Annotated in this window: 9 protein-coding genes; 4 read left to right on the plus strand and 5 right to left on the minus strand. The window is 63.5% G+C overall.

The window, feature by feature from the left end:
* The first annotated feature begins 151 nt into the window (after nucleotides 1-151).
* Nucleotides 152-1,687, plus strand: a complete 1,536-nt coding sequence (locus HV796_RS19215) for a UxaA family hydrolase (protein ID WP_175228082.1) — start codon at nucleotides 152-154, stop codon at nucleotides 1,685-1,687.
* A gap of 111 nt (nucleotides 1,688-1,798) precedes the next feature.
* On the opposite strand, the gene HV796_RS19220 is transcribed toward HV796_RS19215, so the two are convergent.
* Complete coding sequence (locus HV796_RS19220) at nucleotides 1,799-3,346, minus strand: sensor domain-containing diguanylate cyclase (RefSeq protein WP_175228083.1); 1,548 nt, start codon at nucleotides 3,344-3,346, stop codon at nucleotides 1,799-1,801.
* Between the two features lie 369 nt (nucleotides 3,347-3,715).
* Here HV796_RS19220 and HV796_RS19225 point away from each other — a divergent pair, with 369 nt between their 5' ends.
* Nucleotides 3,716-3,952, plus strand: coding sequence for a DUF2442 domain-containing protein (locus HV796_RS19225; RefSeq protein ID WP_175228084.1), 237 nt, complete (start codon nucleotides 3,716-3,718; stop codon nucleotides 3,950-3,952).
* Between the two features lie 44 nt (nucleotides 3,953-3,996).
* Here HV796_RS19225 and HV796_RS19230 read toward each other — a convergent pair whose 3' ends face one another.
* Both HV796_RS19230 and HV796_RS19235 read right to left on the minus strand, forming a co-directional pair.
* Nucleotides 3,997-4,425: a response regulator gene (locus tag HV796_RS19230; RefSeq protein ID WP_175228085.1), complete on the minus strand. Its 429-nt coding sequence runs from the start codon at nucleotides 4,423-4,425 to the stop codon at nucleotides 3,997-3,999.
* Between the two features lie 193 nt (nucleotides 4,426-4,618).
* Nucleotides 4,619-5,416 (minus strand): sulfite exporter TauE/SafE family protein, encoded by a 798-nt coding sequence (locus HV796_RS19235; RefSeq protein ID WP_175228086.1) that lies wholly within the window; start codon nucleotides 5,414-5,416, stop codon nucleotides 4,619-4,621.
* 684 nt (nucleotides 5,417-6,100) lie between these two features.
* On the opposite strand from HV796_RS19235, the gene HV796_RS19240 reads away from it, so the two are divergent.
* Nucleotides 6,101-7,156, plus strand: a complete 1,056-nt coding sequence (locus HV796_RS19240; RefSeq protein WP_175228087.1) for a methyltransferase — start codon at nucleotides 6,101-6,103, stop codon at nucleotides 7,154-7,156.
* Between the two features lie 121 nt (nucleotides 7,157-7,277).
* On the opposite strand, the gene glmS is transcribed toward HV796_RS19240, so the two are convergent.
* Both glmS and glmU read right to left on the minus strand, forming a co-directional pair.
* Nucleotides 7,278-9,095 carry a glutamine--fructose-6-phosphate transaminase (isomerizing) gene (gene glmS, locus HV796_RS19245; RefSeq protein ID WP_175228088.1) on the minus strand — a complete coding sequence of 606 codons (1,818 nt, stop codon included), beginning with the start codon at nucleotides 9,093-9,095 and terminating at the stop codon, nucleotides 7,278-7,280.
* A gap of 173 nt (nucleotides 9,096-9,268) precedes the next feature.
* Nucleotides 9,269-10,630, minus strand: a complete 1,362-nt coding sequence (gene glmU, locus HV796_RS19250; protein WP_175228089.1) for a bifunctional UDP-N-acetylglucosamine diphosphorylase/glucosamine-1-phosphate N-acetyltransferase GlmU — start codon at nucleotides 10,628-10,630, stop codon at nucleotides 9,269-9,271.
* A gap of 322 nt (nucleotides 10,631-10,952) precedes the next feature.
* Between glmU and HV796_RS19255 the strand changes: the two genes are divergently transcribed.
* Entirely contained in the window at nucleotides 10,953-12,290 is a 1,338-nt protein-coding gene (locus HV796_RS19255) for a cytochrome P450 (RefSeq protein WP_175228090.1), read from the plus strand.
* Nucleotides 12,291-12,435: the final 145 nt, after the last annotated feature.

A 12,435-nucleotide genomic window follows, 5' to 3' on the forward strand; every position in this document is an offset into this window, starting at 1 on the left:
TCGTTTCGACGTGGTCCGACCAATTTGCGGCCGTCGACGCCGCTTCGCATACTCGAACCACCCCACATGATGCACGACGCAACGCGCCCGTGCACGGCAACCGCCGGAGTCAGCGCTAAGGCATCCACTCCGGTCGCAAAGGAGATGAATCATGGCCGATATCGCGGCCGCTTCGGCGGTCATCAAACTGCATCCCGACGACGACGTCGCCATCGCGCGGCAGGCGATTCCCCGCGGGACGAACCTCGATGAGCTGGACGGCTTGACCGTGCTCGCCGACATTCCCGAAGCGCACAAGGTGGCCGTGCGTTCCGTCGCGCCGGGCAGTGCGGTGCGCCGCTACGGCCAGATCATCGGCTTCGCGACGCAGGCGATCGAGCCGGGCGAACATGTCCATGTGCACAACGTCGCGATGGGCGATTTCGAACGCGACTATGCGTTCAGCAGCGATGTGAAGCCGGTGCAAAGCGCGACCGAACCGCTGACCTTCATGGGCATCCAACGCGCCGATGGCCGCGTCGCGACACGCAACTACATCGGCATCATCAGCACGGTGAACTGTTCGGCGAGCGTCACGAAAATGGCCGCGCAGCATTTCGCGCAGCCCGGCCGGCTCGATGCGTATCCGAATGTCGATGGCATCGTGCCGCTGTCGCACAGCTTCGGCTGCTGTATCGATCACAACGGCGAAGGCATCCAGCAATTGCGCCGCACGATCGGCGGCTTTGCGCGCCATGCGAACTTCGCGGGCATCGTCGTGGTTGGCCTCGGTTGCGAGGCCAACCAGATGGGCGCGCTGTTCGTCGCCGAAGGCGTGACACCAGGACCGATGGTGGTGCCGCTCGTGATGCAGGAACTGGGCGGCACGCAAAAGACCGTCGATGCCGTGATCGAAGCGGTCGACAGGATGCTGCCCGTTGCGAACCAGGTGAAGCGCGAGCCGCTGCCGGTCTCGCACCTGTGCGTCGCGCTCCAATGCGGCGGCTCGGACGGACACTCCGGCATCACCGCGAACCCCGCGCTCGGCGCGGCCGTGGATCAGCTCGTCAAGCACGGCGGCACCGCAATCCTGACCGAGACGCCGGAAATCTACGGCGCCGAGCACCTGCTGACGCGCCGCGCGGTGTCGCGCGAAGTCGGCGAGAAGGTGGTCGAACGGATTCGCTGGTGGGAAGGCTACGCGGAGCGTGAAAAGGGCAGCATCGACAACAACCCGACGCCCGGCAACAAGGCCGGCGGCCTGACGACGATTCTCGAGAAGTCGCTGGGCGCGGTCGCGAAGAGCGGCTCGACACCGCTCGTCGACGTCTATAAGTATGCGGAGCCGATCGACAAGCACGGTCTCGTGTTCATGGACGCGCCCGGCTATGACCCGATGGGCGCGACCGGCCAGATCGCGAGCGGCGCGAACCTCGTCGTGTTCACCACGGGCCGTGGCTCGTGCTTCGGCGCCAAACCGGCGCCATCGATCAAGGTCGCGACCAACTCGAAAATGTACCAGCGGATGCGCGACGACATGGACATCAACTGCGGTGAAATCATGGATGGCACCGCGACCGTCGAGCAGAAAGGCGAGGAGATTTTCCGCGCGATCGTGCGGATCGCGTCGGGCGATCAGTCGAAGAGCGAGGCGCTCGGTATCGGCAACGAAGAGTTCGTGCCGTGGATGATCGGTGCGCAGATGTAAGCGGACGCATGTCGTAGTCAACCGCGGGGTGGCAGTGGCAAGCGCGCCGCCGCTTCATCGGAACTGCGATCAGACCTGCCCGCCGGACCACCGCCCGGCGTTTCACCACTACTAGGCTGGCCAGCGCGGCTGGCTGGCTGCGCCGTCTTTCGGCTCGCTACCCGGCACCGAGAAACGGAACGTCCCTTTGCCCGCCTGCTTCGCGTCATACAGCGCGATATCCGCCCGCTTGAGCAGTTGTTCGATCGATTCGCCGCGCGCGGCGAACGCGATGCCGATGCTCGTGCCGATGCTGATCGCCTCGCCGGTCGACAGCATGTACGGTTTCGCGATCTCACGGATGATGCGCGGCGCGAGGGCTTCGCTCGCCGCACAGGTGCCGTTTTCGACGACGACCGCAAATTCATCGCCGCCCAGACGCGCGACGAATTCGCCGGTCCACAGCAGTTCTTTCAGACGACCGGCGACCGCCGTCAGCACTTCGTCGCCGGCGTGGTGACCTAGCCGGTCGTTGACCTGCTTGAAACCGTCGAGGTCGAGGTACATCAGCGCGACTTCCAGCGCGTGCCCGGCGGACGGTCTCGAGAGAATCCGCTCGAGACGCTCGTACAGATCGCGCCGGTTTGGCAGGCCGGTCAGCGGGTCGTGCCGCGCGAGATGCAGGATCTTCGCTTCAGACTGACGGCGTTCGGTGACGTCCTCGATGATGATCACCGCGCTGCCGTCCGGCACGGGATTGCGGGTCATTTCGAGCTGACGGCCATCGCCGAGTTCGAGGTCCAGCGACCGGCGCTCGCCCGACAGCCATACGGAGCAGCGCTCAACCAGCTGGATGCGCAGCGTCTCGCCGAACTTCGCGACCCCCACCTCACCGATAAATTCGGGCAGCGGCACGTTCAGGCGCAGCATCTCGACCGTCGCGCCAAAGAGCTCCGCCGCGCGCCGGTTTGCGACGATCACCTTGCCGCTGCCGTCGATCGTGCACAGGCCATGCGGCATATGTGTCAGCGCCGCGTCGAAGCGGGCGGCCAGTTCCGCATGCCGCTGTTCGGCGGTCATCAGCGCGACGAGCCCTTCGTAGTGGCGCCGCACCACCGACACCATCGCAACGAGGTAAGCAAAGAGCGGTGGCACGAGAATCCACGAAGCGCTGCGCGGCGCAAGCAGCGCGCCGACGCCGATCGGCATCGTGCCGCAGAAAATCTGCGTGATCGCGAGACGCGGCAACGCGGCGTTTCTCGACGCAATGCCGCCGAGGATGCCGGCGGTCACCATCAGCGCAAGCGACGCGAGCTGCATATCCCCGACCATGATCGACGCCATTGTGCCGAGGCCGAACGTCAGACACGCGAGCAGCGACACCGGTGCATAGCGCGCCGCCCATGGCTCCGGATGAATCGGCCGAAGCCGGTTACGCGCCCTATAAAGGTGTGCGATGGCCATCCGCGCGCTAAGCAGCACGATTTCGACGGCAAACCACAGCACCGCCCATACGTGATCCACGCGAAAACAGGCCACGGCCGCGACGAACGCGCTGGCGAGGCCCGACATGACCAGCGGACGCGTGTTCTCGAACAACGTCGACAGCAGCGACGCGCGGATCGATGCCGTGACATGTCCGTTGCCCGATGCCGGCGTATCGAGGAGAAAGTTGAACATAAACGGCCTGGCTGGCATGAGGTCACGCACTGTCCCGGCATCGGTTCCTCGCCGTCCGTCGAACGGCCAATCGATGCGACTGATCTTTGCGTTAACGGCGGATTGAAAGGCTTTCTTGATAGCCGCAGACAGCGGATGCAAGTCGGAGCGGCATCACTTGCATCGCATGTGAGGACCGCCGTATCGTCTGTGGATTGTATCGGGAACTGCCGTCATGCGACTGTCAATCGCACATCGCGGCGAACAGGTGCTGGACCGGTGACGAGGAAACGATTGCGCAAACGAGTGCGCGACGGACATGCTCGGCGCGCTTGAACACGGCTGCCGCGCCACCTATCGTTTAGAACGACCTACGTTCAGGAGCCAGCCATGTACGCCGATGCAGTCGATGTGCGCTTCGATAGCGCGCACTTATTTCTCCAGCTGTCCGACGGACGCGCGATCGAATTTCCGCTGCGCTGGTTTCCGGTGCTCGAGGCCGCCACCGCCGACGAACGCGAGCACTTCGCGATTTCGCTAGACCGTCAGCAGCTGTACTGGCCCGAACTGGACGAGGATATGAGCGTGCCGGCCTTGCTATTGTCGCTGCCGGACACGCGGCATTGAGGTTTGTGCTGAACCGGGGTCGGGCGATGTGCGCACGCCGCTGCCTAACCTGGCTTTGGCTGGCCTTTTAGGTTGCGCCGGGTCAGTCGCCAGTCTCCGGGCTGCCCGCGCGCATCGCGCCGCGCGACGAGCTGCTCGGCGCGATGCAGCACCTTCAGAAGCCTGGCATAACGTAATGGCTTGCGCAGAAAACGGAACACACGCACGCGCGGCGGCAGTGCGCCGTTGTAAGTGAGGATGACCGGCACGGTAGCTAATACAGGATCTTTGCGCATCTCGCGCACGAGCGCGGGGCCGCTCAGACCGGGTGTGCGCGAGTCGGAGATCAATACATCGGGGCAGCTCGCGCGCGCGAGATTGAGTGCATCGTTGCCATTGGTGGCCGTGCGGACCACGTAGCCCTCAGCGGCGATCAGCAGGCCGAGGGTGCTCAGCACACCGGTGTCGGCATCGACAATAAGGATGTCTGCCATATTGCCCTCCGTACTGCTGATTTTAGCAAGCGCTATTCCATCTGCGAGTTTTTTCTGTGTGTATGAGCGGCTGAGCGCACTGCGCGATGCGTGTTGCTTTGCACCATGTCCGGGCTGTGTCTCGGGCCTGTGTCTCGGGCCTGATGAAGGGTCGATGGAGGATGGCGATAGGAGTCGAAGGTGACAGCGCCGTTCACAGCACGCCGGACTTCCAGATCATTTGTGTCGCCGCGACCAGCACGAAGGCCAGCACCACGCCGCGGAACGCGAGCGGATGCAGTCTGTCGCGCAACGGCCGCACCAGCAGCATGCCGGCGATCGCGGGCAAGCTCGCCGCGGCGGAGATCGCGAGGTCGACGCCATTCGCGCGAGCAGCGCCGCTGCTGAATGTCAGAACCAGCGTGATCACAGATACGACCAGGATAATCGCGATCCGCTTGGTGAACACCCGGCCCGTCGCGCCCGACGCGATCAGATACATGGCCAGCAGCGGTCCAGGCACCGATGCGATGCTCTCCATCAGCGCGGCGCCAAAACCGAGCGCGAAACCAACCGGCTTCACGAGCGACGGCGCGAGTGTGAACTTGGGCGCGAGAAGCATCAGCGCGGCCGCGATAATCAGCATCACGCCCGACACGGCCTGCGCATCGTGTGCTGCGAGCGTAATCAGCACTGACACGCCGACCACATTGCCAATCACGGTGCCGACAAGCGGGGCGGCAATCTCTCTTGCCGTCTGCAGCACCTTACCGCCTTCGAGCGCCTGAGGAATATTGCCGAGGATGATCGGCATCGATAGCAGCAGCACCGCCTGCTTGACCGGCAGGAAGTGCGTCAGGATCGGCATCGCGACAAGCGGAACACCGATGCCCGTGACGCCCTTGACCATACCGCCCAATACCAGCGCAATCGCAACGCCCAGTAATTCGGCGACACTGAGCGCCTGCAGTTGAGGGTACAGGAGTCCCCCGGAGAAATGGATGTCGAGCATCGGCTACCAATGAATGGAACAAACGGCAGGGAGAACAAGCGGGTCAGACGATGGGGCAAACTAAACAACGCAGAGCACGCGGTAAGGCTCGCCAGCGACATGCGTGGCCTGGCCGCGCACGCGTCAGGCGCTACATGCGAGGAGCCATTCGAACCGCTTACGCTTCAGGCCTGCCTGCGTATCGCGCTGATTCCCGGGTCGAATCAAAGACCTGGTTATTGCGTAAGCAAATGCGGGCGCAGGCGGTGGCTTGAAACGTCACGGAAATAACGCCGCGCCGATTTTCGCACACGTTGGAATGGGAAGTGTAGTCGCAACGACTGACCCGGCTTCCCGGACATCGATGTCAGTACGCGCGGGTCTACTCGGCGCCCGAAAGCAGCACCCATTTGTCCATTTCCCGGCCGCCGTTGATGGGCTTGCTGATTCTCATTGCCCGCGCGAGGGCGTGCAACTCGTCGAACTTCTGTCAGAAGTCTTTGAGGTCGTCAGTTCCTGGCGCGACCGGAACATAGGCTCCACTGTGCATTCCACACGTGGCTCAACGCTATTCACGCTGCGGCATTGGCCACCGGTCGCCATCCGCGCACAACACTTCGCCGGAATTTCCCGCCGTTGAGACTGTTTTCAACGTGGCTCACACGCTCTTCGGTTCCCGATCCCCTTCCTACGAAAGGCACGCTCATGAACAGCACCGACAGCCGCACCAACGCGCCGGTTGCCGACGACCCATTCGGCTCGCAAGACGACAACAGAAAAATGACCGAGATGATTGCCGGTTACCGGATCTCGCAAATCGTGCATACAGTCGCACGCTATTCGTTCGCGGACCATATGGGAGACGATCACGTGACCGCTTCACGGATCGCCGCAATCGAATCGCTCGATGAGGAAGCAACGTTCCGTTTCATGCGCGCTTGCGTGACGGTCGGTCTGATGACCTATGACGCGCCGACGGACACCTTCTGTGCGACTTCATTACTCAGAACGCTGCGTACCGACAACCCGATCGCGCTGCGCAGCCGCGCGATGTTCGCTGTGTACCACCCGGTCTGGACGCGTCTTGCGGAGGCGGTCAGGACGGGTGAATCGCAAACGGCGCACGCACTAGGCTGCGACTTCTGGACTTACCTTCAAAATCATCCCGCGCAAAGCGCAACCTTCAACGACACGATGAAGGGCTACTCTTCGGCCTTCGACCGTGACGTTGCTGCGCTGATCGATACGAAGTCCGTTCATCTGGCGGTCGACGTGGGAGGTGGAAACGGCAAGTTGCTGCAAGCATTGTTGCTGGCCAATCCGTCGCTGCACGGCACGGCGTTCGATCTGCCTTCCGTCGTTGCCGGAGCGGAGGAGTCGGCGAGGGCGCCCGACATGCGAGCGCGCTTTTCGACTGTGGCGGGCGACTTCTTCGTCGACGTACTACCGCCCGCCGACCTCTATCTGATGAAGTTCGTCCTGCACAACTGGGATGACGAGGCTTGCGTGGCCTTACTGCGAAATTGCAGGCGCTCGATCAGGCCGGGCGGGCGGTTATTCGTAGCGGAAGCGCTGCTGGGCAAATCGGCGGAATCAGCGACCGGCGCCATGCTGGACCTCAACATGCTGGTTCTGATAGGCGGCAAGGTGCGCAGCCGCGAACAGTTGCAGGAGTTGTTCGTGGCGTCGAAGTTCAGGTTGGTTTCGGCGATGCCCACTTCTGCTGCTCCGTTTTCGCTGGTTGAAGCAGCGCCTGTTTGAGCTGCGCATCGTGCCGGTCGAAACTCGAGCACGACGTCCTCGTCTTTCTCGCTGTCGCTCGGCGTACGGTCTTTCGTCCTGGCCTTGCTGACGTTCTCATGGAACGCGTCAGCGGCTCCGCTCACTCCACCGTCACCGACTTCGCGAGATTACGCGGCTTGTCCACATCGGTGCCCCGCGCGCACGCCGTGTGATAAGCGAGCAACTGCAGCGGCACCACATGCAGAATCGGCGAAAGCAACCCGTAGTGCTCCGGCATCCGGATCACGTGCAGACCTTCCGCATTGACGATGCGCGTATCGGAATCGGCGAACACATACAACTGGCCGCCACGCGCGCGCACTTCCTGAATGTTCGACTTGAGCTTTTCCAGCAACGCGTCGTTGGGCGCCACGGTCACCACCGGCATCGCTTCGGTCACGAGCGCAAGCGGACCGTGCTTCAGTTCACCGGCGGGGTAGGCCTCCGCGTGGATATACGAGATTTCCTTCAGCTTCAGCGCGCCTTCCAGTGCGATCGGATAGTGCAGTCCGCGCCCGAGGAACAGCGCGTTTTCCTTGCGCGAAAACTCCTCCGACCACGCGATGATCTGCGGTTCGAGCGCAAGCACGCTGTTCAACGCCGCCGGCAAATGCCGCAACTGCTTCAGGTAGCTGCTCTCCTGCGCGTCGCTCAGATGTCCGCGTATCCTGGCAAGCGTCAGCGCCAGCACGAACAGCGCAACCAGTTGGGTGGTGAACGCTTTCGTCGATGCGACACCGATCTCGCGCCCCGCATGCGTGAGGAACGTGAACTCGGTCTGCCGCACCATCGCGCTGGTGCCGACGTTGCACACCGAAAGCGTATGCACGTGGCCAAGCGACTGCGCATGTTTGAGCGCGGCGAGCGTATCGGCGGTCTCGCCCGACTGCGAAATCACCACCACCAGCGCGTTCGGATTCGGCACCGAATCGCGATACCGGTACTCGCTCGCAATCTCGACCTGCGTCGGTATCTTCGCGATCGATTCGAGCCAGTACTTCGCGGTCAGCCCCGAGTAGTAGCTCGTGCCGCACGCGAGAATCAGCAGGCTGTCGATTTTCCCGAACACCTTCGGCGCGTCGTCGCCGAACAGCGACGGATCGAACGCATCAGCTTGCGGAATCGTGTCGCTGATCGCGCGCGGCTGTTCGAAAATTTCCTTCTGCATGAAATGGCGATACGGACCAAGTTCGACCGCGCCGCCATAAGCGGCCACCTGACGCACCTCGCGCGGCGCCGGCTCGCCATCGCGATCGACAATGCGCACCCCGTCGAGCTTCAGTTCGCAGACGTCGCCTTCCTCAAGGAAGATAAACCGGTCCGTGCTACCTGCCAGCGCAAGTGCATCGGACGCGAGAAAGTTTTCGCCGTCGCCGAGCCCGACCACGAGCGGCGAGCCTTGCCGCGCGCCGACCACCGTATGCGGCTGATCCTTGTGCAGCACCGCGATCGCGTACGCGCCATGCAGTTGCCGCACGGTTTCACGCACCGCCGCGAACAAGTCGCCGCGGTAGAGGCTGTGGATCAGATGCGCGATCACCTCGGTATCGGTCTGCGAGACGAACTCGTAACCTTTGCCACGCAGCATCTCGCGTAGCGGCTCGTAGTTTTCGATGATGCCGTTGTGCACGATCGCGAGCGTGTCGCGCGAGAAGATCGGGTGCGCGTTGTCCGTCACCGGCGCGCCGTGCGTCGCCCAACGCGTATGCGCGATACCGGTTTCGCCCGCGAGTTTGGTGTCGCGAACCTGCTCATCGAGATCGGCCACGCGCGCGACACTGCGCGCGCGACGCGGCTCTCCGTTCGCGAGCACCGCGACCCCGCACGAGTCGTAGCCGCGGTATTCGAGCCGCCGCAATCCTTCGATCAGGACGGAAACGATGTTACGTTGCGCAACCGCGCCGACAATACCGCACATTGCTGATAGTCCTTTTACAGAGTTGGGTTGCTGGGTTCGATTGCGATTGCGTTCATCGCGCTTGTTGCAATTGTTGCGCCTGTTGCGTCCATTGCTTTCGTTGCGATGGTTTCGATCGCTACCGCAATCACGTGCGCAGCGCGTAAAGTGACGCGCCGCGCAACCGAGCCCCGTCAGCCTTTCTTTTTTGTCGGGCGCACGTAGCCCGGCTTGCCCGTCTGAGTCTTGTCGTTAAGCACGAGGACGCCTTCCTCGACGTCCTTCCATACTGTCGTGCCCGCCGCGATCGTTGCGCCGCGCCCGACGCGCACCGGCGCCACCAGTTGGGTATCGGAGCCGATGAACACGTCGTCTTCGATCACCGTGCGGAACTTGTTCGCGCCATCGTAATTGCAGGTGATCGTACCCGCGCCGATATTCACACGCGTGCCGACATCCGAATCGCCGACGTAACTCAGATGGTTCGCCTTCGAGCCACGGCCGATGACCGCGTTCTTCACTTCGACGAAGTTGCCGATATGCACTTCGTCCGCGAGCGCCGCGCCCGGCCGCAGCCGCGCGTAGGGGCCGAGCACTGCGTGCGCGCCCACCTCGGCGCCTTCGATATGCGTAAATGCGTCGACGCGCGTGCCCATGCCGATCGTCGCGTTGCGGACTACGCAGTTCGGCCCGATCGATACATTGTCGGCAAGCGTGACGCGGCCTTCGAATACGCAGTTGACGTCGATCGACACATCGCGCCCGCATTCGAGCGACCCGCGCACGTCGATACGCGCGGGATCCGCGAGCGTGACGCCGGCCACAAGCAGTGCATCCGCGACAGTGCGCTGATAAATACGCTCGAGTTCCGCGAGCTGCTGCTTGCTATTGACGCCAAGCGTCTCCCATTCTTCGTCGGGCTGCGTGGTGACGATATCGATGCCCGCTTCGATCGCCATTTCGACGACATCGGTCAGATAGAACTCGTGCTGCGAATTGTTGTTCTTCAGCGCTCCGAGCCACGCTTGCAGCCGCGCGGTCGGCATCGCGACGATGCCGGTGTTGATCTCGCGGATGGCCTGCTGCCCGGGCGTCGCGTCCTTCTGCTCGATGATCCGTTCGACCTTGCCCGCCGCGTTGCGCACGATGCGGCCATAGCCAGTAGGATTGTCGAGCGTGACCGTCAGCACGCCGTAGCCGCCCTGCCCGGCGCCCTCGCAGAGGCGCTGCAGCGTGCTCGCACGCGTGAGCGGCACGTCGCCATAAAGCACGAGCGTCGGCACCGTCGGATCGAGCAGCGGCAGCGCCTGCTGCACCGCGTGCCCGGTGCCGAGCTGCTGCTCCTGCACCACGAACTGCACATCGGGTGCGGCAACGGCCGCACGCACCGCATCGGCGCCGTGGCCGATCACGACGACAAGACGTGACGGCTCAAGCGTGCGGGCGGTATCGATGACGTGCGCTAGAAGCGGCCGACCGGCCAGAGGATGCAGCACTTTCGGCAGTGCGGAACGCATCCGCTTGCCTGTGCCTGCCGCCAGAATCACGATGTTCATGTCGTGGGCGTTGGACGAGTTTCGGGTGGGAAATTCTAACATGTGGCATTGCCGCAAATCGGCACGCGGCGCGGCGAAAATGCCGACATGTCTATCAGATCTGTCAAAAATTGACGCAATCGCCTCGCAAACGTTTAGCGGCTCGGCGCAATCATCGGAATAGACGATTCGCGCCGAACGTTCTTCTGGATTGAATCATTCCATGATCGATCTGCCCGACCGAACCGCTGACGGAGTAACCCCTTTGCAAGTACCAACGCGTAGCTCATCCACGGTCCCGCCTGACGTCGATTCCCGTCACGCGTCGCTATTCAGACCACCGATGCCCGAGCTGCCCGCTCGCCCGGTGTCGGCGGCCGGCTTTGTCCGTGCGATGAGCAATAACGGTCTTCAACTGTGGACGAAGGAAGCGTACGAGGCGGACTACGTCGAAGAACGCCTGTTTCACCAGAAGCGCGTGCTGCTCAACAAGCCCGAGATGATTCACCGCGTGCTTGTCGAAAACAACGGCAACTACGCGCGCACCGAGCTCGCGATCCGCCTGATCCGTCCGATCGGGCGTCACAGTCTGATGCTCGCCACCGGCGAGCGCTGGAAGCATCAACGCCGCACGATCAGTCCGACGCTCGCACCGAAGATGATGCCGATCCTGGCCCGGCACGTGACCGCCTGCCTCGAGGAGGAAGTGCGCGAACTGGCCGCGCAGGATGGTGCGTTGAATCTGCTGCCGGTCATGCAATCGCTCGCGCTGAAGATTGCCGCGCGTTCGATGTTCTCGCTGGAAATCCGTGAATACGGCCCGGCTGTGCGCGCCGCCGTGCGGGAATTCATGCAGCAGCATGCGCGCGCGAGCTTTGCGGATCTGGTCATGCCGTACTGGGTGCCGACACCGCGCGATTTCGGCCGCAGCGGCTTTCGCAAGCGTTGGCTCGCGCTGGTGGAGCAAATTATCGATGCGCGCGCACGACAGCCCGCCCCAGAGGGTCCCCGCGACCTGTTCGACGCGCTGCTCGCCGCGCGCGAACCGGGAAGCGGCGCCGCGTTCAGCCGCGTCGAGCTGGCTGACCAGATCGGCACGATGATCGTCGCTGGCCACGAGCCGAACAGTCTGGCGATATGGTGGGCGTTGTACCTGCTGGCCAGCGCGCCCGACGCGCAGGCCGCGGTCGCCGACGAAGTACGCGACGCCGATCTGAGCCCGGAGCGTGCCGGTGACGCGTTCAAAGCTCTGCCGTACACCCGTGCGGTGGTCGACGAGACATTGCGCCTCTATCCGCCGGCATGGGTGATCTTGCGCCGCTGCATCGAACCAGACCAACTGGACGGCCTCGCGGTAGCGCCCGGCACGCAAATGATGATCAGTCCATGGGTGCTTCATCATCATCGCGGCTACTGGCAAAACCCGGATGTATTCGACCCGGCGCGCTTTCTACCTGGCGCACCGCCGCCGGCGCGCTTCACGTATCTGCCGTTTGGCATCGGGCCACGCGTATGTGTCGGCGCGCAGTTCGCGCTCGCGGAAACGACGCTGGCCGTCGCGCTGCTCGTGCGCGCGTTCGACGTCCAGCTCGCGGGCAATGAGCCGGTGCGGCCAGTCGCCCGCGCGACGACCGTTCCCGATCGGCCCGTGCTGTTCCGCCTGAAACCGCGCAAGCGCTGACGTCGAGCCGCTCCCCGATCGGGCCGCGCGGAGCATGCGGGCGGCCGCCGCGGGCCGCCGCCGGCGCCCGGGGAGCGGATCGTTTGGTTGTATCATCGTGGCTTGATTCCACGCGCCGCCGCGCACCCCCCCATTTACCGCCGCG

Origin of the sequence: Paraburkholderia humisilvae (assembly GCF_902859855.1) — a bacterium.
In the GTDB taxonomy this organism is placed as follows: domain Bacteria; phylum Pseudomonadota; class Gammaproteobacteria; order Burkholderiales; family Burkholderiaceae; genus Paraburkholderia; species Paraburkholderia humisilvae.